Here is a 24,238-nt window from a genome sequence, read left to right on the forward strand (position 1 = left end):
TCAGCAGCCGGGGGCGCGACGGGCCCAGGGCGCGGCGCGCTCGACCTGGGTCGCGAGCGCCAGGAGGAGACCCTCGCCACCGAGGTCGGCGGCCAGCTGCACCCCGATCGGCAGCCCGGTGGCGTCGGTGCCGAGCGGCAGCGACACCGCCGGCTGGCCGGTGAGGTTGAAGACGCTGGTGAACGCCGAGACGCGGCCCGCGTGCTCCCAGATCGACTCCGGCCGGGTCGTGTCCAGCAGCCCCAGGGGCGGGACGGGGTCGGCGAGGGTCGGGGTGAGCAGCACGTCGTGGGTGCGCAGCTGGCTGCCCAGCCGCCAGCCGACCCGCTGCGCGGTCTCGAGCGCACGGGCGACGTCCGCGCCGGTGAGCGTCGCCCGGTAGTGGTCGAGCAGGAGCCGGGTGAACGGCTCGAGGTCGTCCTCGCGCAGCTCGCGGCCGAGCTCGGCGAGCCGCGCGTCGACCCCGGCGACGAGGCCGGCGCCCATGAGCACCGCCCCACCGCCCTGGGACTCCTCGAGCCGGTAGTCCAGGGTGGTCTCGGTGACCTCGTGGCCGAGGTCGGCGAGCAGGTCGGCGGCGCGGCGCAGCACCGCGACCACCTCCCGCGAGGCGGGCTCCCCGTCACCGGGGGCGAGCGCCATGCCGATCCGCAGCCGGCCCGGGTCGCGGCCGGCGAGCTCGACGAAGGGCGCCTCGGGCGTGGGGGCGCCGAAGGCGTCGCCGGGCAGCGAGCCGTGGGTCACGTCGAGCAGCAGGGCGCTGTCGCGGACCGTGGTCGTCAGGGCGTGGTGCACGCTCACCGGGCCGGCGAGCGTGGAGGGGTAAGGCGCCGGGCTGACCCGGCCGCGGCCCGGCTTGAGCCCGACGAGGCCGTTCATCGACGCCGGGATGCGGATCGACCCGCCCCCGTCGCTGGCGGTCGCGACCGGCACCATCCCGGTCGCGACGGCCACCGCGGACCCGCCGCTCGACCCTCCGGAGGAACGCCCGGGGTCGCGCGGGTTGCGGCACGGACCGAACAGCTGTCCCTCGGTGCTGGCGTTGTAGCCGAGCTCGGGCACGTTCGTCGTGCCGAGCACCACCGCGCCGGCCCGCTTGTAGCGGCGGACCAGCTCGCTGTCGGCGCTCGCCACGTGGTCGGCGAAGAGCCGGCTGCCCCGTGTCGAGGGCAGGCCGGCCACGTCGGCGTACAGGTCCTTGACCAGCACGGGGACTCCGCGCAGCGGTCCGTCGGGCAGGCCCGCGTCGACCTCGGCGAGCGCCGCGTCCACGCGGGCGTGGACCACGGCGTTGACGGCCGGGTTCCGGGCCTCGATCCGGGCGATCGACTCCTCGACGACCTCACGGACCCCGACCTCGCCCGCGCGGACCGCTGCGGCGAGGCCGGTGGCGTCCAGCCGGTCCAGAGGGTGCTCGCTCACCCGCGCTCGCGCAGCGCGGCGGTGAGCTGGTCGGTCTGGTTCTGGCCCTCCACCAGCTGGCGCAGCAGCCACAGCCGCAGCACCTTGGTGACCGCGGTGGCGACGTACATCGCCGCCCCGACGACGGTCAGCGCCAGGCACGCGACGGCCATGATCAGGCTGGAGGTGATGTCGCGGGTGTCGGACTGGGCCAGCGAGGCGTTGTAGGCGACGAACGCGCCCACGGTGCCGCCGAGCATCAGCAGGATGCCGATGACGCGCACCGGGCGGTCGCCCTTGGACCCGTCGGCCTTGAGCTTCGTGGCCGCGACCTGCTGGTGGAACTCGGCGCGTCGTTCTTCGGTGAGCATGTCAGCCTCCCAGGTAGGTGGTGGAGAGTTCGTGTTCGATGTCGGCGGGGTCGCCGACGGCGACGATGCGGCCGCCGAGCATGAGGGCGGCGGTGTCGGCGATCGGGAGCACCACGCGGGCGAACTGCTCGGCGAGCAGGATCGAGATGCCCTCCTCGGCCAGCTGGCCGACGATGTCGTACATCTGCGAGACGATCATCGGCGCGAGCCCCATCGACAGCTCGTCGAGCAGCAGCACGGCGGGACTGGTGCCCAGCGCGCGGGAGAGCGCGAGCATCTGCTGCTCGCCGCCGGACATGGATCCGGCGAGCTGGTTGCGGCGGTCACCGAGCTTGGGGAAGCGGGTGTACGCCGCCTCCTCGACCTCCGCCAGCGGCGTGCCGGTCCCGGTGGCGACCCAGAGGTTCTCGCGCACCGTGAGGTTGGCGAAGACGCCGCGGCCCTCGGGGATCGAGCAGACGCCGAGCCGGCTGGCCTCGGTCGCGGTGATGCCGGTGACGTTGCGGCCGGAGAGCCGCAGCTCGCCGGCGGTCGTCGGCATCAGGCCGCTGACGATCTTCATGGTGGTGGTCTTGCCGCCGCCGTTGGGTCCGAGCAGGGCGACCACGGAGCCGACGGGCACGACGAGGTCGACGCCCTTGAGCACCTCGATGGCGCCGTACGCCGCCCGCACGCCGACCAGCTCGACGACCGGCTCCTCCGGGGCCGCGGCGTCGTGCCCCGCGACCGGGCTCGTGACCGTCATGCGACGACCTCCGCTCCGATGTAGGCCTCGATGACGGCCGGCGAGGCCTGCACCTCGGCGGGCGTCCCGGAGGCGATGAGCACCCCGTGGTCGAGCACGTGGATCCGCGAGCACAGGCCCATGACGAGCGGCAGGTCGTGCTCGACCAGGCAGATCGCCAGCCCGTCGTCGGCCAGCGCGCGGAGCATCGCGGCGAACTTCTCGGTCTCCTGCTCGGTCTGGCCCGAGGCCGGCTCGTCGAGCAGCAGCAGCCGCGGCCGGGTCATCAGCGCCCGCGCCACCTCGACCACGCGGGCGCGGCCGGTGGGGATGTCGGAGACGTCGAGGTGGGCCACGTCGGTGAGGCCGGTGAGCTCCAGGACGCGGTCGGTCTCGGCCTCGACGTCGAGCTTGCGCCGCGTGTTGGCGCGGACGATGTCGCCCGCCACCCGGAGGTTGTCGCGGACGCTGAGGGAGAGGAACAGCTCGAGCCGCTGGAAGGTCCGGGCCATGCCGCGCCGGGCCCGGGCCCCGGGGGCGAGGCCGGTGACGTCCTGGCCGTCGAAGACGACCCGGCCGGCGTCGGGCCGCTGCATGCCGGTGATGCAGTTGTAGAGCGTGGTCTTGCCGGCGCCGTTGGGGCCGATCAGCCCGGTGACGCCGGCCGCGCGGATGTCGATGCCGACGTCGTCGACGGCGGTGTTGCCGCCGAAGCGCACCACGACCCCGGTGGTCTCGAGCACGGTCTCAGACGGGGACATGCTGGGCCTCCTCCCCGGCGACGGGGCCGGTGGTGGTGCGGGCGGTGGCGTCGGCGACCGGCGGCGCCGGGACGGTGGCGCGGTGCCGGGCGGGCAGGCCGAGCTCCCGGTCGAGGTGCTCGGCCAGCAGCGGCGGGTACGGCGTGTCGATGCCGACCAGCTCCAGCGGCGTCGCGCGGCGGGCCGCGACCGCCTCGGGCGGCAGGATCTTCTCGGCGCGCAGGGCGGTGCCGATCGCCGGGAGCGCGAGCCACAGGACGAGCACCAGGAGGGAGAACGTCCAGGTGCCGATGACCTCGGTGTAGGCCAGCGCGTACAGCACCGTGGTCAGCGCGAGCGCGGCGTACCGCACCTCGGGCGCGCGGGCCAGGACCCGCTGGCCGCGGAAGATGGCGTGCATGTTCCCGCTCGGGTTGTCCCCGACCCCGATGCCGATCAGCGCGGTCAGCACGAGGAAGAGATGGGACAGGACGCCGAAGGTCTCGGCGTGCACCGGGTGCTCGATCGAGAGCTCGTTGAAGGACCCGACGATGAGGGCGAAGCCCCCGCCGGCGAGCAGGCCGCCGACGAGCGCGCCGCTGACGTAGCCGATGCCGCCGACGACGGTGAGCATGACCAGCGAGAGGCTCAGCGTGTAGACGAAGTGGTCGGCCGTCACCGAGCTCAGCGCCATCGACATGAAGACGCCGCCGAGGCCGGCCATGCCGGTGGAGATCATGAAGACCGACAGCTTCAGCAGCGGCAGGCGCTGGCCGAGCATCGCGGCCGCGGCCGGGCTGTCCTTCATGGCGGCCAGGCGGCGGCCGTACCCGCTGTTGCGCAGCGCGACGACGCCGACGCCCAGCACGGCGAAGACCGCGGAGGCGGTGTAGAGGAACGTCGTCTGGTCCCCGAGGTCGAGCGGGCCCACCGCGAGCGGGGAGACGATCAGGTTGCCGTTGGGGAACAGCGCGAGGTCCTGGCCGAACCAGGAGCGCTCCTGGGTCTCGCGCAGCACCATCGAGGAGACGAGCCCGCCGAAGGCGAGCGTCGCGAGCGCGAGGTAGAGCCCGCGCAGCCGCAGCGCCGGCAGCGCCACCAGCGCGCCGGTGAGGGCGGCGGCCAGCACGCCGAGCGCCAGCCCGACGACGTTCATCCGCGCGTCGAGGCCCTCGCCCTCGATGCCGCTGTGGAACGCCACGATCGTCGCGATCGCGCCGAAGGAGACCGGCGCGAGGTTGAGCTCGCCGGCGTAGCCGGTGAGCAGGGTGAGCGAGAGGGCCATGATCGCGAAGGACAGGCCGAGCACGAGGGTGCCGACGCTCGAGTCGTCGATCAGCTGGCGGAAGGCGACGGTCGCGAGGACCATCACGCCCGCCCAGACCGCCGCCCGGCGCACGGTGGGCACCTCGTAGCGCTCGCGGGTGCGCACGGCGGCGCCGCGCAGCCGGTCCTGCGGCAGGACCAGCAGCACGATGAAGAGGATGATCATCGGCAGGGCGTCACGCAGGTTGGTGACCCAGCTCCACTCGCTCGGCGCGTAGGCCACCAGGTAGGTGCTCGCGAGGCCGAGGACGATGGCGCCGACGAACGTGCGCGGGATGCTGCGCAGGCGGCCGAAGAGAGCGGCGGCGAAGGCGTCGATGACCAGCAGGGTCAGGGCGTTGGCCTCCAGCGCGCCGCCCGCGACCGGGGTGATCAGGATGCCGGCCAGCACGGCGAGCGTGGAGCCGAGCGCCCAGGCGGTCGCGGCGATCCGCTCGGGGTCGTGGCCGTTGAGGCGCAGCAGGTCCGGGTCGTCCACGGTGGCCCGCATCAGCACGCCCACGCGGGACCGGGTGAAGAGGAGCCGCAGCCCGATGGCGATCGCCGCGGCGGCGAGGAGGCAGATGATCTCGTGGTAGCGGACGACGACGCCGCCGACGGTGACGTAGCTGTCGACGCCGAAGAACATCTTGGTCATCCGGGCTTCCTGCGGGTCCCACGCCCAGTGCGACAGCGAGACGAAGCCGAGCAGGATCGCGACGGTGACCACGATCTTGGTGACGTCCGCGGTGTCGCGCAGGCCGCCCATGATGAAGCGGTGCAGCAGGAAGCCCATCAACGGGCCGACGACGAGCAGCAGCACCAGCACGCTCAGGAGCGCCGGGACGCCCCACACCACCTGCAGCTGGTAGTAGAGGAAGGCGCCGATCATCGCCTGGGCGCCGTGGGCGAAGTTGAAGATGCCCGACGTGTTGTACGTCAGCACGAGGCCGGAGGCCGCGATCGCGTAGACCGCGCCCAGCACGAGGCCGAGCACGGTGAAGGTCAGGAAGAGGGTCATGCGGGGCTCACCTCGGACGTCCGTCGGACGGGTGGGGCCCGGTCCCGGCCGACCGCGACGTGCGCGGCCGGCCGGGGCCGGGATGGGCTACTTGAGGAAGGCGGTGGAGATCCGGTCCTCGTTGAGCGTCACGCCGGACGCCGCGGGGTCGGTCTCGACGACGTACGCCTCGTCGCAGCTGAACTCGCCCTTCTCCGCAGGGAAGACCTGCTCGAAGGCGTCGCCCTGGAGCTCGACGACCAGCGCGCACTCCGGCGGCATGTTCGCGCCCGGGTCGCTCGGGGCGTGCAGCCCGCCACCGCTCCACTCGTGGACGTCGGAGAGGCCGGCGACCATGCACTCGCGGGTCAGGTCCGAGCCGCAGTCCTGGGCGACGTCGGCCCACAGGAGGAAGGCGGAGACCGCCTGCATGCTCAGCAGGCCCGGGTCGGCGCCCGCGCCCTCGAGGATGTCGAGGTAGTCCTGGACGGCCGGCACGACGTCGGCGTTCTCGAACGGCTGGAACACCATGCCGCTGACCATGCCGTCGGCGGCACCGGACTGGGCGTTCCAGTCACGGGTGACGTCGTTGTACCAGGTCGACTCGAAGACGTAGGTCAGGTCGGCGTCCACCCGCTGCAGCGCCTCGAGCAGGCCGAAGGCGATCGGGCTGGGGCTGTTCGTGATCCACAGGGCGGAGGCGCCGCAGTCCTTGAGCTTCTCGGCGAACGGCACGTAGTTGGCCTCGCCCTCCTGGCTGAGGGTGACTCCGCACTCCTCGACGTTCGCGCCGAGCTCGCCGTAGACCTCCTTGACCTTCTCGACGCCCTGCGCGATGGCCGGCGAGGTCGAACCGAGGGCGGTGACGCCCTCCTCGATCTCGGGGTGGACCTCCATGCCCGAGGCGAGGTTCGCGGCGTTGTAGTAGTCCAGCGGCAGCGGCACGGACTCGAACTTGTCCGGGCCCATCGAGGAGTTGGGGCCGATCACGAAGCCGGCGACGGTCGGCAGGTCGCAGCCGACGCGGAACTGCTCGGCGGCCTCGTCGTAGGCGAAGCCCTGGCCGACGAGCATGAAGTCCTGCTTGCAGGACTTCTGCATGACCGCGGCGGCGTTGGTCATCGCGGCGTCGTACTGGTTGCCGACGACCTCGCGGCCGTTGATGCCGCCCTGCTCGTTGCACCAGGCGATCATCGCCTTGACGGCGTCGCCCATCTCCTCGTTGAGGCCGGGCGCCGAGGCGAAACCGCGGTCGTCGCCGTAGCCGATGGTGATGGTCTCGTCGGTGACGCCCTGGTCGGTCGCACCCGAGGCGTCCCCGTCCCCGCAGGGCGACTCGAGGTCGCCGAACGTCGTGGCGGACGCCGCGGCCGAGGTGGACGCGCCGTCCCCGCTCGCCTGGCCGGCGTCGTCGCTGTCGCGGTCCGAGCCGCAGGCGCTGGCGGCGAGCGCCAGGGTGAGGGCGACGGCGCCCACCCGGGCGCTGCGCACGCTCCTGAGAGTTCTCATCTGGGTCGATCTCCTTCGTCGCTGACCGCCATCGGGCGGCAGGTGGCGGTTGTCAGCCGGGAGTGCGTCTGGCCCCTCGTCGGCGGCGGCAGGAACCCGGACCTGCGGGCTGAGCATGTGTGTGACCCCGACCACGCCAGCACGGTTGATCCCGGTGAGCGGGACAGCGGCACGAGACGGACACCGGCCGGATCGGGCAGGTCCGGACGGGCGGTCCCGCTCATCGGTACGGACCGTGGTGCGCGGGCCGGGCGACGTCACACTGTCGCCGTCGTCACACCGTCGTCCACACCGTCGTCCACGCCGTCGCCGGCCCGCCGGGCACGCCGGCGGGCATCCATCCCAGCCTTCCGCAGGAGCGCGCATGACCACCCAGGCCGACCCCCGTCTCGCCGCCCGCCAGGTCGTCACCGGGCTGACCGCTCCGGGCGCGCCCTTCGAGCTGGTCCGCGAGGAGGTGCTCGGCGCGCCGGTCACCCTGTTCGCGAACCGGCGCCGCGCGCTGCACGAGCTGCTGGCCGAGTCCGTCGCGCACGGCGACCGCACGTACGTCGCCACGCTGGAGGAGCGGATCAGCTTCGCCGAGCACGCCGCGCTCGTCTCGTCCCTGGCCCAGGCGCTGCGCGAGGAGCACGGCGTACGCCCCGGCGACCGCGTGGCCGTCGCCGCCGCCAACAGCGTGGAGTGGATGCTCACCTTCTGGGCGGCCGCCTCGATCGGCGCCGTGACCGTCGGCTTCAACGCCTGGTGGTCGGCCCGGGAACTGGCCTTCGGCATCGAGCACGCGCAGCCGGTGCTCGTCGTCGCCGACGACCGGCGGCGCGCGCTGCTCGGGGACACCACCGTCCCCGTGCTGGGCCTCGAGGACGTGCGCGGGCTCGCGCAGGCCCACCCCGACGCGCCGTTGCCCTCGGCCGACGTGGCCGAGGACGACCCGGCGGTCATCCTCTACACCTCCGGCACCTCGGGCCGGCCCAAGGGCGCCACGCACTCCCACCGCAACCTGCTCTCGGTCGTGGAGTACCACCGGATGAGCGACGCGCTCCTCGGCGCCTTCGGGGACCCGACCGACCCGCGCGACCGCACCTACCTGATGGTGATGCCGCTGTTCCACATCGCGAGCCTGCACAACATCGTCGTGCCGCGGCTCGCGACCGGCAGCAAGGTGGCCCTGCACCTCGGCTCGTTCCAGGTGGACCCGGTGATGCGGCTCGTCGAGCGCGAGCGCGTCACCAACTGGGGCGCGGTGCCGACGATGGCCAGCCGCCTGCTCGAGGCCGACCTGTCCGGCTACGACACCTCCTCCCTCACCGCCTTCGCCCTCGCCTCGGCCCCGTCCTCGCCGCAGCTCAAGCAGCGGCTGCGCGACCACCTGCCGTTCGCCTCGTCGCTGGTCGACAGCTACGGCCTCACCGAGTCGTGCACCGCGGTGGCCGTCGCGACCCCCATGGACCTCGCCGAGGCGCCCGGCACCCTCGGCAACCCCATCGTCGGCGTCGAGATGGAGGTCCGCGACGGCCAGGGCCGGCCCGTGCCCGCCGGCGTCGAGGGCGAGATCTGCGTGCGCAGCGCCTACAACATGCTCGGCTACTGGGGCGACGAGGACGCCACCGCCCAGGCCATCCGGGCCGACCGCTGGCTGCACACCGGCGACCTCGGCGTCCGTGACGAGCAGGGCCGGGTCAGCCTCAGCAGCCGCCGCTCGGACCTGATCATCCGGGGCGGGGAGAACGTCTACCCCGCCGAGGTCGAGGGCGTGCTGGCCGACCACCCCGACGTCGCCGAGTGCATCGTCATCGGCGTCGACCATCCCGACCTCGGCCAGGAGGTCGCGGCCGTCGTCGTCCCCCGGCCCGAGGCCGACCTCGACACCCTCGACGCGCGCCTGCGCGAGCACGCGGCCGAGGCGCTGGCCTACTTCAAGGTGCCGACGCAGTGGCGCCTCAGCACCACGCCGCTCCCCCGCAACGCGACCGGCAAGGTGATCCGGCGCGAGGTCAGCGCCTGACCCGGCGCGGGTGACCCCGGGGTCGGTGAGCCGGCGCGGGTGGCCCGGGGTTGGTGCCCGGGTCGGTGACCCGGGGTTGGTTCCGGGGCGCCTCGTGGTCCGCGCACACGATCGTTCAATTGAACGATTGCGACCGGGTGGGAGCGCTCCCACCCGGTCAGAACCGCGCAATTGAACGATGGTGGACGCTCGAGCGGACCCGGACCCGGACCCGGACCCGGCCAGGCCGAGGACCAGGACCAGGCCGAGTCAGGCCGAGGTCAGGTCGTCCACCGGCTCGCGCTCGCGGAGGAGCGCCCGGCAGACCAGCACGGTGTCGGCCTCGGCCTGCTCGTGGGTGATGTGGCCGTTCAGGGCGGTGATGAGGATGCCGTACCACGACTGCTCGAGCAGGCGGAGCAGCCGCAGCTCGTGGTCGGTGGGTTCCTCGAACCCGCCGGCGGTCAGCATCAGGTCGGTGAAGGCCTCGGTGACGCCGGCACTGGGAGTCTGGGCGACCGTCGCGTTGTTGGACTGCATCATCGCGTGGGCGAGCAGCGGCGTGCTCAGCAGCCAGCGCCCGGAGCGGATGAGCAGCCGGGCGATCGCCTCCTCGGCGGGCTCGCCGGGGACCGGCTCGACGGCGAGCTCGGCGAGCCGCTCGACCTGGGAGCGCATCAGCGCGGTGAACAGGTGCGTCTTGGACGGGAAGTAGCGGTAGAGGGTCGCGATCGCGACGCCGGCGTCGCGGGCGACGTCGAGCATCTGGACCCGCTCCATCTCCTTGACCGCACCGTGCCGGGCGGCCGCGCGCAGGATGCGGCGGTAGCGCTCCTTCTGCTCCGGCGACGTCGGCTCGGCCGGCGCCCGGTCCTCGGCTACTCGTGGCACGGTGCTCCCTCGGGGTCTGGGTCCCCATCCTCCGCCTGCGTCCCGACGGGGCCTCCGCAGGCTACCGGTGAGTGAGACGCGCCACTGCCGGCACCGCGCGGTTCGGCTGGGCTGGCACCCCAACGAACGAGGAGGAACGGGTGACGCAGGAGTACGACGTGGTCGTCGTGGGGTCGGGCGCGGGCGCGATGGCGGCGGCGGTCCTGGCCGCACGCGCCGGGGTGCGGGTGGTGGTGCTGGAGAAGACCGACCGGCTCGGCGGTACGTCGGCGTACTCCGGCGCCGCCTGCTGGCTCCCCGGCAGCGCGGTCCAGCAGCGCGCGGGCGTGCCGGACTCGACCGCCTCGGCCCGCACCTACCTGGCCTCGCTCCTCGGCGAGGAGGAGGCCGAGCGGCGCGAGGCGTTCCTCGAGGCGGCGCCCCGGGTGGTGGCCGCGCTCGAGGAGGACCCTGCGATCCGGTTCGAGTGGCAGGCGTTCCCCGACTACTTCGACCGCCCCGGCCGGGTGCCCGGGGGTCGCTCGTTCGTGCCGACGCCGCTGCCGGCCGAGGAGATCGGCGCGCTGGCCGACCTGGTCCGGCCCGCGGTCGACCGCGACCGGGCCGGCCTCGGCCACGCGGCCGGTCCGCTCGGCCAGGGCCGCGCGCTCATCGGCCGGATGCTGCTGGCCCTGGACCGCAGCGGGCACGGCGAGGTCGTCACCGGCGCGGACGTCGGGGCGCTCGTCGAGGAGGACGGCCGCGTCGTCGGCGTCGAGGCCGTCGTCGACGGCGAGCGCCGTCGCTACACCGGCCGGCACGGCGTCGTCCTGGGCTGCGGCGGGTTCGAGCGCGACGCCGACGCCCGCGCGCGGCACGGCGTCCCGGGCGACGCCGCCTGGACGATGGCCCCCGCGGGCAGCAACACCGGCGACGCCCTGGAGGCCGCCGTGCGCCTCGGCGCCGCCACCACGCTGATGGACGAGGGCTGGTGGTGCCCCGGCATCGCGATGCCCGACGGGAGCGCCTCCTTCACCCTCGGCTTCCGCGGCGGGCTGGTCGTCGACAGCCGCGGCCGGCGCTACGCGAACGAGTCGCTGCCCTACGACCAGTTCGGGCGGCAGATGGCGGCCGACCCGGTCCGCCTGCCGTCGTACGTCGTGTTCGACGGCCGCTCCGGCGGCCGGCTCCCGGCCATCTCGCTGCCCGGCGGCACGCCCGAGGAGCACCTCGCGGCCGGGACCTGGCACCGCGCCGACACGCTGGCCGGGCTCGCGGAGCTGGTCGGCCTGCCCGTCGCTGAGCTGACCGCCTCGGTCGCGCGCTTCAACGACCTGGCCGCCGCCGGCGAGGACACCGACCTGGGCCGCGGCCGCGACGAGTACGACCGGTACTTCGCCGACCCGGTGCTGGTGCCGGTCACCGAGCCGCCGTTCACCGCGGCGCGGCTGGTCCTCTCCGACCTCGGCACCAAGGGCGGGCTGGTCACCGACGCCGAGGCGCGGGTGCTCGACGGCGAGGGCCGCCCGCTGCCCGGCCTGTACGCCGTCGGCAACGCGAGCGCCTCCCTCACCGGCCGGGTCTACCCCGGCCCGGGCGCGCCGATCGGGACCGCGATGGCCTTCGCCCTGCGGGCGGTCGAGGACCTCCGCACCGGGGCCGGCCTCAGCGCGGCCGCGGCAGGTGCTTGTTGACGAAGAGTCCCTCCGCGGACACGCAGACCGCATCGCCGGCGAGGATCTCGCCGGTGGTGCGGATCTTGCGTCCCTCGACCGACACCTGACGGGCGCGGACGGTCAGCTCCTCGAACAGCGGCGTGGGGCGGTGGTAGCGCAGCGTCAGCGTGCCGGTCATCCCCGAGTCGCCGGCCCAGTGGTTGGCCACGCCCAGGGTGTGGTCGAGCAGCAGCGCGGACACTCCGCCGTGCACGCAGCCCGGCGGGCCCTGGTAGGGCAGTCCGAGGGTCACCGTCCCCTGGATCGAGCCGTCCGGCAGGCCGCTCAGCGGCAGCGGCGGCGCGACGGCGTTCTCCGGGCCGGTCACGGGGTCGTGCCGGGTGACGCCCTCGCCGGCCCACATGTCGACGAGGCGCTCGTCCCGGGTGGGGGCGTGCTCCTCGAGGTGCTCGGCCACCGCGGTGAGGCGGCTCGCGACCTCGGCCATCGCGGCGGCCGACCCGTCGCCGGCGTGGAGCAGGGCGGTCACCACCCGGCGGGCGGCGGCCACGGCCGCGTCGACGCCGACGTTGTGGGGCGTGGCGGTGAGGGTGGGTCGGTCGGGGCTCATGCGGTGACCTCCGCGGTCGCGTGGGAGAGGACGGGCGCGTCGCCGCGCTCGAGGCAGGTGGCGACGAGGGTGAGCCGGTCGCCCTCGCGCCACACCGACGTGCGGATCGTCTCGCCCGGCACGAGCACCCCGGCGAACCGCACCCCGATCGAGGTCAGCCGTGCGGCGTCGCCGTCGAGCACGCCGTCGACGAGGGTCTTGGCCACGACGCCGTACGACGCGAGGCCGTGCAGGATCGGCCGGTCGAAGCCGGCGGCCGCGGCGAAGACCGGGTCGGCGTGGAGCGGGTTGAGGTCGCCGTTGAGCCGGTAGAGCAGCGCCTGGCCGGGCGTGGTGGGCGACTCCAGGACGTGGTCGGGCTCGCGGTCGGGCGCGGCCCACGACTCCTCGGGGCCCGGCTCGCCGCCGAAGCCGCCCTCGCCGCGCGCCCAGATCTGCATCCGCGAGGTCCACAGCGGCTCGCCGCCGCCCTCCCCGCCGCCGGTGACGGCGGTCGACTCGAGCACCACGACCGCGGCCTTGCCCTTGTCCCAGACCTCCGCGACCCGGGAGGAGATCCGGGCGCTCCCCTCGACCGGCAGCGGCCGGTGCACGGTGTGCGCCTGGCCGGCGTGCAGGACGCGGCGCAGGTCGACGTCGACGCCGGGCAGCGCCAGGCCGGGCGCCGCGACGTCACCGGCCGAGATGCCCTGGCCCGCGACGGCCGCGAAGGTCGGGAGCACCTGCAGGTCGCGCTCGAAGGTCCAGCGCAGCTCGGGATCGGCGTCCGCGTGCCGGCCGGCGCCGAGCGAGAGGTGGTAGAGCAGCACGTCGCGACGGGTCCAGGAGACCTCGCGGACGGTCGGCTCGGCGGCCAGCGCCGCGGATCGGTCGATCGGCATGCCAGTCTCCTTCAGCGCTTCGGCGCGGGCTCCGCGTCCCGGGGCAGCCCCAGGATCCGCTCGCCGATGATGTTGAGCTGCACGTCGGTCGTGCCTCCCGCGATGGACAGGTTGCGGCTGGACAGGAACGACCACGTCGGCGTACGCCGCCGCAGGGCGCCGTGGGCCGCCGCCGCGCCCTGCCAGTCCACCGCGGTCTCCCAGACCTCCTGGATGTGCGCGACGCCGAGCAGCTTGGCGACGCTGGACTCCGCGCCCGGCTGTCCGCCGGCGACCTGCCGCAGCGCGGTGCGCAGGGCGAAGAGCCCGCCGGACTGCGCGTCGCCGAGGACCTTGCCGAGCTGGGTCAGCCGCTGCGCGTCGACCTGCGGCTCCTCGGCGGCGAGGGCGAGCAGCGTCTCGCCGCCGCTGCCGAGCGCCGAGGAGTCGCTCGAGAGCGCCACCCGCTCGTTGGCCAGCGTCGTGCGGGCGAGCCGCCACCCGTCGCCGGGCTCGCCGACGAGCATGTCGTCGGGGACGAACACGCCGTCGAGGAAGACCTCGTTGAACAGCGCCTCGCCGGTCAGCTCGCGCAGCGGTCGCACGTCGATGCCGGGGGTCGACATGTCCAGCAGGAAGTAGGACAGCCCGCGGTGCTTGGGCGCGGCCTGGTCCGTGCGCGCGAGCAGGATGCCGACGTCGGCCTCGCGCGCCATCGACGTCCAGACCTTCTGGCCGTCGATCCGCCAGCCGCCGTCGACCTTCTCGGCGCGGGTGGACAGGCCGGCGAGGTCCGAGCCGGCGCCGGGCTCGCTGAACAGCTGGCACCACACGAGGTCCCCGCGCAGGCTCGCCGGCAGGAAGCGCTCCTGCTGGGTGGCGTCGCCGTGCGCGATCAGCGTCGGCACCACCCAGTTGCCGATCACCATGTCGTGGGGCTCCAGGCCGGCCGCGCGCAGCTCCTCGGCGATCACCAGCTGGGCCACGGCGTCGGCGCCCCTGCCCCACGGGGCGGGCAGGTGGGGCGAGGTGTAGCCACGCTCGGCGAGGTAGCGCCGCTGCTCGGCACCCTCCAGCGCGACCGCCGGGGCGAGCTCGGCACGCACCTCGGCGCGGACCTGCTCGGCCTCGGGCGGGAGATCGATGCCCAGCTCGCGGCGGGCTCCGCCCAGCGCCAGCTCGGCGACCCGCTGCTGCCAGGTGCTGGTCGGGCCGAGCACGAGCCGGAGCGTCTGGGCGCGGCGCAGGTAGAGGCTGGCGTCGTGCTCCCAGGTGAAGCCGATGCCGCCGAGGGTGTTGATGCAGTCCTTGGCGGTGCGGAACGCCGCCTCGACGGCGACCGCGCCGGCGACGGCCGCGGCGAGCGCCGCCTCCGCCGGGTCGACCGAGGGGTCCTGGGCGCGCGCGGCGTCCCAGGCGCAGACCCGCGCCTGCTCGGCGACGGCGAGCATCCACGCGGTGCGGTGCTTCACGCCCTGGAACTGGCCGATCGGGCGGCCGAACTGCTCGCGCACGCGGGCGTGCTCCGCCGCGGTCCAGGTCGCCCAGTCGGCCAGCCCGGAGGCCTCCGCGGCGAGGAGCGTCGCGGCGAGGTCGAGCGGCAGCCGCGGGTCGACCGCGAGCACGTCGTCGGCGGGGACGGTGGCGCTCACCGCCACCGGCGACAGGCGCCGGGTGAGGTCGTGGCTGGGCTCCCGGTCCGTCGTGGCGCCGGCCCGGTCGACGACGACCCAGGCCCGCTCGCCGGCGACGTCGACCGGGAGCACGAAGACGTCCGCGACCTGGGCCCCGAGCGCCGGCGCGCTCTCGCCGGTCACCCGCAGCGAGCCGTCCTCGGCGCGCACCCCGCACAGGGTGCCGGCCCCGAGGGCGACGGCGGCCGGCGTCGTGCCGTCCGCGAGCGCGGGGAGCCGGTCGACGTGACCGGCGCGGTGCAGGACGGCGGAGGCGAGCACCGTCGGGAGGTAGGGCCCCGGCGCCATCCCGCGGCCGAGCTCCTCGAGGACGACGGCGGTCTCCAGCAGCGTGCAGCCCGCGCCGCCGACCTCCTCGGGCAGGTGCAGCCCGAGCAGGCCCTGCTCGCCGACGACGCCCCAGAACGGCGGCAGCTGCTCGACCTCGGCCTCGACGGCGTCGCGGACGACCGTGTCCGGGACGTGCCGCTCGAGCAGGGTGCGCACCGAGTCGCGCAGGTCGAGGTGGTCCCGGTCGAGCCCGAGGCTGCCGGTGCTGGTCGGTCGGGGCATGCTCAGATCCGTTCGATGATCGTCGCGGTGGCGTGGGCGCCGCCCGCGCACATGGTGACGAGCGCCGTCGAGGCGTCGCGGCGCTCGAGCTCGTGCAGGGCCTGGGTCAGCAGCCGGGCGCCGGTCGAGCCGACGGCGTGGCCCAGCGCGATCGCCCCGCCGTTGACGTTGACCTTGTCGAGGTCGGCGTCGTGGACCTGCGCCCAGGACAGCACGACCGAGGCGAAGGCCTCGTTGATCTCCACCAGGTCGATGTCGCCGAGGCCCATGCCGGCCGCCCGCAGCACGTGGCTGGTCGCGTCGACCGGCCCGTCGAGGTGGTAGCACGGCTCCGAGCCGACCATGCCCGAGGCGACGATCCGGGCCCGCGGCCGCAGGCCCTCGGCCTCCGCGCGCTCGCGGCTCATCAGCAGGACGGCGGCAGCACCGTCGCTGATCTGCGAGGAGTTGCCGGCGGTGTGGATGCCGCCGGGCACGACCGGCCGGAGGCCGGCGAGGGCCTCCGCGCTGGTCTCGCGCAGCCCCTGGTCGCGGCTGACCACGACGGTCTCCCCGGTCGGCCCCTCCTCGCCGAGCACCGGTGCGGTGACCGGGACGACCTGGTCGGCGAAGCGGCCCTCGGCCCACGCCGCGGCCGCCTTGCGCTGCGAGGCCAGCCCGAGGGCGTCGACCTGCTCGCGGGTGATCCCGCGCCGCTCGGCGATCCGCTCGGCGGCGGTGAACTGGTCGGGCAGGTCGAGCGTCCAGGAGTCCGGGACCGGCATGCCGGTGCCGGGCGCGAGCGCCGCGCCGAGGAAGACCCGGCTCATCGACTCGACGCCGCAGCCGATGCCGGCGTCGATCGCGCCGGAGGAGATGAGGCCGGCGACGAGGTGGACGGCCTGCTGGGAGGACCCGCAGGCGCAGTCGATCGTCGTGCAGGCCGTGGTGTAGGGCAGGCCGGCGTGCAGCCAGGCGTTGCGGGTGACGTTGTTGGACTGCTCGCCCACCTGGGTCACGCAGCCGCCGACCACCTGGCCAACGACGGCCGGGTCGACGCCGGCGCGGTCGAGGAGCGCGGCCTGGGCGACGCCGAGCAGCTCGGTGGGGTGCAGCCCGGCGAAGGCGCCGTACCGGCGTCCGACGGGGGTGCGGACGGCCTCGACGATGACGGGCTCGGGCATGGGGGTCTCCTCGGGGTGGCGGCGCTCGGAGGCTAGGCAACCGGCGCGGCCACAGGGCCCCGAGTCCCGATCAGTCGGACGGCCCCGCGGCCCGGGCACGGGGGCCGACCTAGCGTGCGAGCACCGACCCCCTCGAGCCAGGAGCACAGATGAGCAGCACCCCCCTCGCCGGCCGCACCGCCGTCGTCACCGGCGCCGGAGCCGGCCTGGGCCGCGCCGAGGCGCTCGCCCTCGCGGCCGCCGGCGCCAACGTGGTCATCAACGACGTGGGCCCCGCAGCCGAGGAGGTGGCCGCCGAGGCGCGGGAGCTCGGTGTCGGCGCGGTCGCCGTCACCGGCGACGTCTCGCAGTGGGCGATGGGCGACCGGCTGGTCGCGGCCGCCGTGGACGGCTTCGGCAGCCTGGACATCGTCGTCAACAACGCCGGCGTCACCCGCGACACCATGCTGTTCAACCTCGACGAGAGCCAGTGGGACACGGTGCTCGACGTGCACCTCAAGGGCCACGCCGCCCTCTCCCGGGCCGCCGCGGTGCACTGGCGCGGCGCCTCGAAGGCCGCCGGCGCCCCCGTCTACGGCCGGATCGTCAACACCTCCTCCGAGGCGTTCCTCTTCGGCCCGGCCGGCCAGCCCAACTACGCGGCCGCCAAGGCGGGCATCACCGCGCTCACGCTGTCGAGCGCGCAGGGCCTGGCGCGGTACGGCGTCACCGCCAACGCGATCTGCCCGCGGGCCCGCACCGGGATGACCGCGGGCGTCTTCGACGCCGACCCGTCCGGCGCCGAGCTCGACATCCTCGCCCCCGAGCGGGTCGCGACGTTCGTGGCGTGGCTGGCCTCCCCGGCGAGCGCCACCGTCAGCGGCCAGGTCTTCGTGGTCTACGGCGACATGGTCGCGCTGATGGCGGCGCCCACGGTGGAGCGGACGTTCACCGCGCGTGACGGCGTCTTCAGCCTCGAGGAGCTCGACGAGCAGCTCGTGCCGCACTTCGCCGGCCGCTCGCCGCACCAGACCTTCGCGGCGTACTCCGTCGCGCAGCTCGACACCACCGGCGTGCAGAACATCTCCCGCTGACCGCCCGGTCCCCCTCGACCCCGGCCCGCCGGCCCTCGGCCCTCGGGGCGGCGGTCAGCCGAAGAACGCCTGGCCGCCGTCGAGGGGGACCGTGGCGCCGGTGAGGTAGCGCAGGTCGGGGCCGACCAGCGCCACGACCGCCCGGCCGATGTCGCCCTCGCAGTCGCCGATGCGGCGCATCGGGATGGTGGCGACGAACTCCTCGGCCTCCTCGGGGTGGTGCTCGGTCCACCACCGCAGGCCCGGCGACAGCGCGTGCGGGGCGATGGAGTTGACCCGGATCCCGTCCGGCGCCCACTCGACCGCGGCCGTGCGGGTCAGCGACCGCAGCCCCTGCTTGGCGGCGGCGTAGGCGCCGTACGTCGTGGGGTCCCACCGCACCATCGCCGAGGTGACCAGGTTGACGATCGACCCGTCGCCGGTCGCCCGCAGGTGGGGGTGGGCGGCCTTCATGAAGGCGAACGCCGCGAACGGCCCGGTGCGGAAGCCGCGCTGGAACGCGTCGTCGTCGAGCTCGAGCAGCCGGCCGTAGGAGCCGGCGTAGGCGTTGTTGACGAGGATGTCGAGGCGGCCGAACCGCTCGGCGACGGCCTCGACGACCCCGGGGACGGCCGCGGTGTCCGCGACGTCGCACGCGAACGTCTCGGCCTCGACCCCCCGCTCCCGCAGCAGCGCGCAGGTCTCCTCGAGCTTGGCCGCGGTGCGGCCGACCACGCCCACCGAGACGCCCTCGCTCGCCAGCGCGAGCGCGATGCCCTGCCCCACCCCCTGGCCGGCGCCGGTGATCAGGGCGGCACGTCCCGCCAGGGGTCGGTCCTGGGTGGTCATCGGGTCTCCTCGGGGCGAATCGGGCAGCGGGCGCCGCGATCATGCGCACCGTCCGACCCCCCCGTGCTCGCCCGGTCCCGCTGACCGGGCCCCACCACCGGCCGACCTGCGGGCGGGTCAGAGGTGCGCGGTCGCCTTGACCTCGAGCCGCACGCCGTGGAGGCCGCCGCCGAGCTGGGCCGCGCCGACGGCGGTCCAGGCCGGCCACGGCTCGGCGAGCCGGCGGTCGCGGACCCGCGCGAAGGTCGGGACCTGGCCGGCGAGGTCGAGGTGGAAGGTCACCAGCTCCACGACGTGCTCCAGCCCGCCGCCGGCCGCCGCCAGCACGTGGGCGAGGTTCCGGAGTGCCAGGTCGACCTCCTCGGCGAGGTCATCGGGCACCGACCCGTCCGCGCGGGTGCCGAGCACGCCCGAGCACCAGACCAGGTCGCCGACGCGGACGGCGGGGGCCAGGTGCCACGCGGCGTACGTCTGCTCCTGGCCGGCCGGCACGACCACCTGGCGCGGGGTCATCCGGCCACCGCCCCGGTGAGCTGACCGGTGGGATGGCCGGTGAGCTGGCCGGCCAGGTGGCCGGCGGTGGTCCAGCCGCGCTCGGCCCACGCGGCGGCGAACACCTCCTGCGGCAGCGGGTCGGTCCAGGTGCCGGCGAGCGCGAGCCCGGCGGCGAGCCGGCCGATCTCGTCGGCCGCCATCGCGCCGCGCTCCCCCTCGACGACCACGACGGTGCGGTCGTCGGCGCGGTCGAGGTAGGGCCGGTCCGACGGCGTCGCGCAGACCAGGCAGGGCCGGGTGCGCATCGAGCGGACCTGCAGGTCGGGCAGGAGCTCGGCGAGCAGCTCGCGGGTCCGCTCGAGGTCCTCGGCGTCGCCGCCGGTGCGGACCCAGGCGGCGATCTCCTCGCGGCCGTCCAGCGGGTTGCGCAGGAGGCTGTCGCCCGAGACCTTGAGGTACCAGCGGCCGTCGGGGTAGCGCACCGGCGCCATCACGATCCCGCCGAAGACGGTCCGGCCCTCGCGCACCTTGAGCATCATCATCGTCGGCATCCGCACCGCGTCGGGCCCGTCGACCTCGGCGAGGACGACGGTCGCGCCGAAGGTGGGCGTGACCAGGGCGCGGTCCAGCAGGCCGGTGGCGTTGGTGGCGGCGCCGGTGGCGACCACCACCTGGTCGGCCCGCCAGCGGGCGCCGCTCGCGGCGACCACCTCGACGCCGGTGTCGCCGGCCGGGCGGCGCAGCTCCACGACCTCCTCGCGCACGAGGTCGGTGCCGGCGGCCAGCGCCGCGGCGAGCTCGGCCCGCACCAGGCCCCGCGGGTCGAGGATGAAGGCGTCCTGCTGCCGCACGGCGACGTGGCCGGGCTCGAACCGCAGGGCCGGGTACGCCGCCGCGAGCTCCGCCTCGTCGAGCAGGTCCACCTCCACACCGAGGTCCGCGGCGTTGGCCGCCAGCACGTCCCGGTCGAACCACAGCGAGCTCGTGCCGGGGGTGGCCGTGCCCGGGAGCACGGTGACCGAGTGGGTCGGGGTGAGGAAGTCGATCCCGGTGCGGGCGACGAGGTCGGCGAAGCGCCGCCGGCTCCGCACGGCCAGCAGGGAGGTCACCAGCGGCACCTCGAGCACGTGGCACAGCCGGCCCTGGTCGTAGGAGCCGGCCCAGGTGCCCTCGTGGCCGGCGACGTCGGCCGGCTCGTCGGGCCCGACGAGGAGGACCGAGGCACCGGACTCGGCGGCGTGGCGCGCGGTGGCGGTGCCGAGCGGGCCGGCGCCGACCACCGCCAGGTCGTAGCGGGACGGGTCGCTCACTGCATCCTCCGGTTCTTCGAGACGCCGCCGGGGTCCACGCGGGTCGCGGGGGCGGCAGCGCCCAGCCTCGCGGACCGGCGTCGTTAAAGCAACGCCATGATGCCTTAACGGCACACGGGTCTGGACGTCCGTCCCGTCCGTCCTCGTCGGCGGCGGCCGCGACGGGCCGGCGCGTCACTACGCTGCGCGCAGGGGTGCCGCCTCGGCGGGCCCGGGGCGAGCGAAGGACGGTGGCGGTGACGGTCAGGCAGCGGCAGCGCGCCGGCGGGCGCAGCGAGCAGGTCCGCCTCGCGGTGGGCCGCGCCGTCCACGACCTGCTGGCCGAGGGCCGCTTCCCGTTCACCACCGTCGAGGTGGCCGAGCGCGCCGGGGTCAACCGGCGCACGCTCTACCGCTGGTGGCCCACCCAGGACCTGCTGCTCGCGGAGGCGCTCACCCACCACGTCCGGCTGGTCGAGGTGCCCGACACCGGGTCGTGGGCCGAGGACGTGCGGCTCTTCGCGCACCGGGTGGCGGGCTTCGCGGCCGACCCGGTCGACGTGAGCATCACGCGGATCATGGCTTCGCGGCTGCACCCGGACTTCAACGCCGCCGTCGAGGAGCACTTCGCCCCGGTCGTGGCCGGCTGGGAGCAGATGCTGGCCCGGGCGGTCGCGCGCGGGGACGCGGCGCCGGTCCACCGCGCCGACACCGTGGTCAGCGCCCTGGTCTCGCCGCTGTTCCTGGCGCCCCTGACGCGGGGCGCCCCCGCGGCGCCGGAGACCGTCGACCGCATCGTCGACCTGGTCCTGGATGCGACCCGGCCCCGCGCCTGACCGGTCCGGACCGCTCCTGACCGGGCCTGGGCCTCAGAAGTGGGCGGGGTCGCGCAGCGTGGCCTCGGCCCCGCCGTCGACGTAGAGCACCTGGCCCGTGACGTGGGTGGTCCCCGCCGCGACGAGGAACCCGATCATCCGGGCGACGTCCTCGGGCGCGGAGTAGCCGTGCAGCGGCATCGGCACCGCGGCGTCCATGACCTGCTTCATCCGCGGGTCCTCGACCAGCGCGGCGGTCATCGGCGAGAGGACGACGCCCGGCGCGACCACGTTGAGGGCGATGCCGGCGTCGGCCCAGCCGGGCGCGACGGCGGTGCGCCGCGCCCACTGCGCGAGGGCCGCCTTCGACGACGGGTAGAGCTGCTGGGGCCGGCCGTCGGCCAGTGCCGCCTTTGTGGCGGCCGTGGCCGCGGCGACGTCGCCCGCGAGCAGCGCCTCGACGAGGGCGGCGTCGACCGGCCGGGTGGCGGAGATCGAGCCGACGAGCACCACGCGGGGCGCCTCCGAGGCGGCCAGCGCGTCGCGCAGCCCGAGGACCAGGTCGGTGCTGCCCGAGAAGTTCACGTGCGGCAGCGCGGGTGAGGCGCCCGACAGCCCGGCGCAGGTCACGACGCCGTCCACCACGCCGCCGGACGCCTCGAGCACGCCGGCGACGGCGGCCGCGCGGCCCTCCGGCGTGGCCAGGTCGGCGGTCACCTCGGTCCCCGCGAGGTCGACCCCGACGACACGGTCGCCGCGCTCCTCGAGCAGGCGGCGCACGGCGGCCCCGATGCCGGAGGCGGCACCGGTGACGACGACGAGACGGGACATGGGCTCCTCCAGGGACGGGACGGTGCGAGCGGGATCGGCGGCGCTCAGGAAGGGCCGGCTGCGGCGCTCCGGCCGGCGAGGCGGCCGAAGAAGGTGGCGTCACCGAGGGAGGTGCCGCTGATGTAGCCGTCGCCGTGGATGCCCGAGGTCGAGCGCCCGGCGGCGTACAGACCCGGGACGGGCGTGCCGGCCCAGGTGAGGACCTCGCCGTCGGGGGTGGTGTGCAGCCCGCCGAGCGTGAAGCCGACGACGCCCCCGCCCTCGGCGACGCCCTCGCGGGCGCCGGGGTGGAAGCCGGCGGCCACGTCGATCGCGGCGTACGGGGCCACGAGCGGACGCAGCCAGCGCGGGTCCTTGTGGAACCAGGTGTCCTCGCCCCGCTCCGCGTCGCGGTTGTACGCCGCCACCGTGGCCGCCAGGGCGCCCTCCGGCATGCCGAGCTCGGCGCCGAGCTCGTCGAGGTCCTCGGCGGCGTACGCCGGGCGCACCCCCCAGCGCTCGCGCTCGGGCAGCTCCTCGAAGCCGGTCTCGTCGACGACGACCCAGTACGGCGCGGGCCGGTGGGCGACCGCCGCGTGGCTGACGATGCCGGGGTAGGCGTCCTCGTTGACGAACCGCTGGCCGCGGGCGTCGACGAGCATGCCCCGCGCGGCGAGTGCCGGGAGGTAGGTCAGGCTGGTCTCGTGCGCGGCCATCCGGCGGGTGGCGGCACCGACGGCCAGCGCCATGGTGATGCCGCTGCCGTCGTCGAGGCCGTCGCTGACCTTGCCGCGGCCGAGCAGGGCGGGCGCGTGGTCGGCGAGCATCCGGTCGTCGTCGACGAAGCCGCCGGTGGTGAGCACGACGCCGCGCTCGGCGCGGTACTCCACGTCCTGCCCGAAGCGGCGGGCCAGGACGCCCACGACGCGGCCGTCCTCGACGACCAGCTCGGTGGCCCGGGTGTCGGTGTGGGTCACCACGCCGGCCGCGGAGGCGGCGGCGACCAGGGAGTCCATGAGCGCCCGCCCGGCGTAGAACGGCACCGGGCCGCGGTGCCCCCGGGGCGCCGGCGCGGCGAGGGTGGTGAACGGCCAGGCGTTCTCCCCCAGCCACATCAACCCGTCGTCGGTGTCGGGCATCCAGGTCAGCCGGTCGTGCAGCGACGGCTGGAAGACCACGCCGTGGTCGACCAGCCAGTCGAAGTGCGCGACCGAGCCCCGGCAGTAGAGCTCCAGCTTCTCCTCGTCGGCGTGCGGCCCGAGGGCGGCCGAGAGGAAGGCGTGCATCGCCTCGGCGGAGTCCTCGAAGCCGCAGGCCTGCTGCACCGAGGTGCCGCCGCCGAGGTAGAGCTCCCCGCCGGAGAGCGCCGAGGAGCCGCCGGGCGCGCTGGCCCGCTCGAGCACCACGACCGACGCCCCGGCCTCGGCGGCCTCGACGGCCGCGGTCGCGCCGGCGCAGCCGAAGCCGACCACGAGCACGTCGCAGCCGGTGACCGGCCGTGTCGTGCCCGACGCCCCCGCGGCGATCACCGCTGCGGGGGGACGAACGCCGCGAGCGGCTCGGACCCGGACCAGTCGTGACCCCAGTAGGAGTCCGCCGTGATCTCCTCGGCGGTGTAGTACGTCTCGTCGACGAGCGTGCCCTCGCAGCCGTACTCCAGGTCCCAGCCGCCGGGCGCGCGGACGTAGAACGACACCATCTTGTCGTTGGTGTGGCGGCCGAGCGTGGAGGAGACCGAGAAGCCCCGCTTGCCGATCTCGTCGAGCGCGCGGCCCACGGCGTCGAGGGTGTCGACCTCCATCATCAGGTGCACCAGGCCGGGCTCCTCGCCGTGCGGGGCGGGGGCGAGCGCGAGGCTGTGGTGGCGCTGGTTGACGCCGAGGAAGCGCACGCGGCGGACCGGCTGGCCCGGGACCGGCTTCTTCGGGCCGACCCGCACCGCGCCGCGGGGCAGGAAGCCGAGGACCTCGGTGTAGAAGGCGTAGCTGGCGTCGAAGGCGGTCGTCGGCAGCACCACGTGGCCCATGCCCTGGTCGCCGGTGACGAACTCCTGCATCCACTTGGTCCGCACCGGGTCGTGGTCGAGCACGGGCCCGAAGAAGATCTCGATCGGGGTGCCGGCGGGGTCGTCGAAGCGGATGGCCGCCTCGACGCCGCGGTCGTCGCACTCCTCCTGGGTGAGCTCCTCGACGCCGAGGCCCGCGGCCTCGACGGCGCGGCCGACGCGGGCGAGGGCGAACTGGTCGCGCACCTCCCAGCCGACACTCAGCACGTGGTCGGCGTCGCCGGGCAGCACGACGAGCCGCGCCTGCCGCTCGTCCTGGCGCAGGTAGAGCCCGCCCTCGACCGGGCCGGGGGCCTCGGCCATCCCGAGGCACTCGACGGTGAGCTCGCGCCAGCGGGGGACGTCCTGGGTCTGGACCCGGAGGTAGCCGAGTCCGCGGATGTCAGTCATGGGGGTTCTCC

Annotated in this window: 21 protein-coding genes; 4 read left to right on the forward strand and 17 right to left on the reverse strand. The window is 75.1% G+C overall.

Annotated elements, in window-relative coordinates:
• The 6 genes from QWY28_RS04285 to QWY28_RS04310 all read right to left on the reverse strand — a co-directional run bounded on the left by QWY28_RS04285 (window position 1) and on the right by QWY28_RS04310 (window position 7,050).
• Window positions 1-1,422, reverse strand: coding sequence for an amidase (locus QWY28_RS04285; RefSeq protein ID WP_300951068.1), 1,422 nt, complete (start codon window positions 1,420-1,422; stop codon window positions 1-3).
• The gene (locus QWY28_RS04290) at window positions 1,419-1,772 is read right to left on the reverse strand and encodes a hypothetical protein (RefSeq protein WP_300951069.1); all 354 of its coding nucleotides are present in this window, start codon (window positions 1,770-1,772) and stop codon (window positions 1,419-1,421) included. Before QWY28_RS04290 ends, QWY28_RS04285 begins: the two co-directional genes overlap by 4 nt.
• A 1-nt stretch (window position 1,773) precedes the next feature.
• A complete protein-coding gene (locus tag QWY28_RS04295; RefSeq protein ID WP_300951070.1) occupies window positions 1,774-2,517 on the reverse strand; it encodes an ABC transporter ATP-binding protein in 744 nt (247 codons plus the stop codon).
• Window positions 2,514-3,257: an ABC transporter ATP-binding protein gene (locus tag QWY28_RS04300; protein WP_300951071.1), complete on the reverse strand. Its 744-nt coding sequence runs from the start codon at window positions 3,255-3,257 to the stop codon at window positions 2,514-2,516. Before QWY28_RS04300 ends, QWY28_RS04295 begins: the two co-directional genes overlap by 4 nt.
• Entirely contained in the window at window positions 3,244-5,562 is a 2,319-nt protein-coding gene (locus QWY28_RS04305) for a branched-chain amino acid ABC transporter permease (protein WP_300951072.1), read from the reverse strand. Before QWY28_RS04305 ends, QWY28_RS04300 begins: the two co-directional genes overlap by 14 nt.
• 87 nt (window positions 5,563-5,649) lie before the next feature.
• Window positions 5,650-7,050, reverse strand: coding sequence for an ABC transporter substrate-binding protein (locus QWY28_RS04310; protein ID WP_300951073.1), 1,401 nt, complete (start codon window positions 7,048-7,050; stop codon window positions 5,650-5,652).
• Window positions 7,051-7,414: 364 nt separating this feature from the next.
• Here QWY28_RS04310 and casG point away from each other — a divergent pair, with 364 nt between their 5' ends.
• A complete protein-coding gene (casG, locus tag QWY28_RS04315) occupies window positions 7,415-9,058 on the forward strand; it encodes a steroid-24-oyl-CoA synthetase (protein ID WP_300951074.1) in 1,644 nt (547 codons plus the stop codon).
• Between the two features lie 249 nt (window positions 9,059-9,307).
• Here casG and QWY28_RS04320 read toward each other — a convergent pair whose 3' ends face one another.
• A complete protein-coding gene (locus QWY28_RS04320) occupies window positions 9,308-9,928 on the reverse strand; it encodes a TetR/AcrR family transcriptional regulator (protein ID WP_300951075.1) in 621 nt (206 codons plus the stop codon).
• A gap of 140 nt (window positions 9,929-10,068) precedes the next feature.
• On the opposite strand from QWY28_RS04320, the gene QWY28_RS04325 reads away from it, so the two are divergent.
• Window positions 10,069-11,601 carry an FAD-dependent oxidoreductase gene (locus tag QWY28_RS04325; protein WP_300951076.1) on the forward strand — a complete coding sequence of 511 codons (1,533 nt, stop codon included), beginning with the start codon at window positions 10,069-10,071 and terminating at the stop codon, window positions 11,599-11,601.
• Here the strand turns inward: QWY28_RS04325 and QWY28_RS04330 are convergent.
• From QWY28_RS04330 to QWY28_RS04345, 4 genes are read right to left on the reverse strand one after another with little or no spacing between them, the layout of a single operon-like run.
• Window positions 11,573-12,193 (reverse strand): PaaI family thioesterase, encoded by a 621-nt coding sequence (locus QWY28_RS04330; protein WP_300951077.1) that lies wholly within the window; start codon window positions 12,191-12,193, stop codon window positions 11,573-11,575. The two genes, QWY28_RS04325 and QWY28_RS04330, sit on opposite strands and share 29 nt — an antisense overlap.
• Window positions 12,190-13,074 (reverse strand): MaoC/PaaZ C-terminal domain-containing protein, encoded by an 885-nt coding sequence (locus QWY28_RS04335; RefSeq protein ID WP_300951078.1) that lies wholly within the window; start codon window positions 13,072-13,074, stop codon window positions 12,190-12,192. The genes QWY28_RS04330 and QWY28_RS04335 overlap by 4 nt, the downstream gene beginning before the upstream one ends.
• 11 nt (window positions 13,075-13,085) lie before the next feature.
• Window positions 13,086-15,299: an acyl-CoA dehydrogenase family protein gene (locus tag QWY28_RS04340; RefSeq protein ID WP_300951079.1), complete on the reverse strand. Its 2,214-nt coding sequence runs from the start codon at window positions 15,297-15,299 to the stop codon at window positions 13,086-13,088.
• A gap of 2 nt (window positions 15,300-15,301) precedes the next feature.
• Window positions 15,302-16,462, reverse strand: coding sequence for a steroid 3-ketoacyl-CoA thiolase (locus QWY28_RS04345; RefSeq protein WP_300951080.1), 1,161 nt, complete (start codon window positions 16,460-16,462; stop codon window positions 15,302-15,304).
• A 149-nt stretch (window positions 16,463-16,611) separates the two neighbouring features.
• Between QWY28_RS04345 and QWY28_RS04350 the strand changes: the two genes are divergently transcribed.
• Window positions 16,612-17,535: an SDR family NAD(P)-dependent oxidoreductase gene (locus tag QWY28_RS04350; RefSeq protein ID WP_300951081.1), complete on the forward strand. Its 924-nt coding sequence runs from the start codon at window positions 16,612-16,614 to the stop codon at window positions 17,533-17,535.
• A 54-nt stretch (window positions 17,536-17,589) separates the two neighbouring features.
• On the opposite strand, the gene QWY28_RS04355 is transcribed toward QWY28_RS04350, so the two are convergent.
• From QWY28_RS04355 to QWY28_RS04365, 3 genes are all read right to left on the reverse strand, one after another.
• Window positions 17,590-18,363 carry an SDR family NAD(P)-dependent oxidoreductase gene (locus tag QWY28_RS04355; RefSeq protein WP_300951082.1) on the reverse strand — a complete coding sequence of 258 codons (774 nt, stop codon included), beginning with the start codon at window positions 18,361-18,363 and terminating at the stop codon, window positions 17,590-17,592.
• Window positions 18,364-18,480: 117 nt separating this feature from the next.
• Window positions 18,481-18,876, reverse strand: a complete 396-nt coding sequence (locus tag QWY28_RS04360; protein ID WP_300951083.1) for a RidA family protein — start codon at window positions 18,874-18,876, stop codon at window positions 18,481-18,483.
• Complete coding sequence (locus tag QWY28_RS04365) at window positions 18,873-20,168, reverse strand: NAD(P)/FAD-dependent oxidoreductase (RefSeq protein ID WP_300951084.1); 1,296 nt, start codon at window positions 20,166-20,168, stop codon at window positions 18,873-18,875. The genes QWY28_RS04360 and QWY28_RS04365 overlap by 4 nt, the downstream gene beginning before the upstream one ends.
• Before the next feature lie 236 nt (window positions 20,169-20,404).
• Here QWY28_RS04365 and QWY28_RS04370 point away from each other — a divergent pair, with 236 nt between their 5' ends.
• A complete protein-coding gene (locus tag QWY28_RS04370) occupies window positions 20,405-20,983 on the forward strand; it encodes a TetR/AcrR family transcriptional regulator (RefSeq protein WP_300951085.1) in 579 nt (192 codons plus the stop codon).
• Between the two features lie 33 nt (window positions 20,984-21,016).
• On the opposite strand, the gene QWY28_RS04375 is transcribed toward QWY28_RS04370, so the two are convergent.
• The 3 genes from QWY28_RS04375 to QWY28_RS04385 are packed head-to-tail and all read right to left on the reverse strand — an operon-like array spanning window position 21,017 to window position 24,227.
• Entirely contained in the window at window positions 21,017-21,793 is a 777-nt protein-coding gene (locus tag QWY28_RS04375; protein ID WP_300951086.1) for an SDR family oxidoreductase, read from the reverse strand.
• Between the two features lie 44 nt (window positions 21,794-21,837).
• Entirely contained in the window at window positions 21,838-23,301 is a 1,464-nt protein-coding gene (locus QWY28_RS04380) for an FAD-dependent oxidoreductase (protein WP_300951087.1), read from the reverse strand.
• Entirely contained in the window at window positions 23,298-24,227 is a 930-nt protein-coding gene (locus QWY28_RS04385) for a VOC family protein (protein WP_300951088.1), read from the reverse strand. Before QWY28_RS04385 ends, QWY28_RS04380 begins: the two co-directional genes overlap by 4 nt.
• Between the last annotated feature and the right edge of the window lie 11 nt (window positions 24,228-24,238).

The sequence above is a fragment of the Nocardioides oceani genome (assembly GCF_030412965.1).
In the GTDB taxonomy this organism is placed as follows: Bacteria; Actinomycetota; Actinomycetes; order Propionibacteriales; family Nocardioidaceae; genus Nocardioides; species Nocardioides oceani.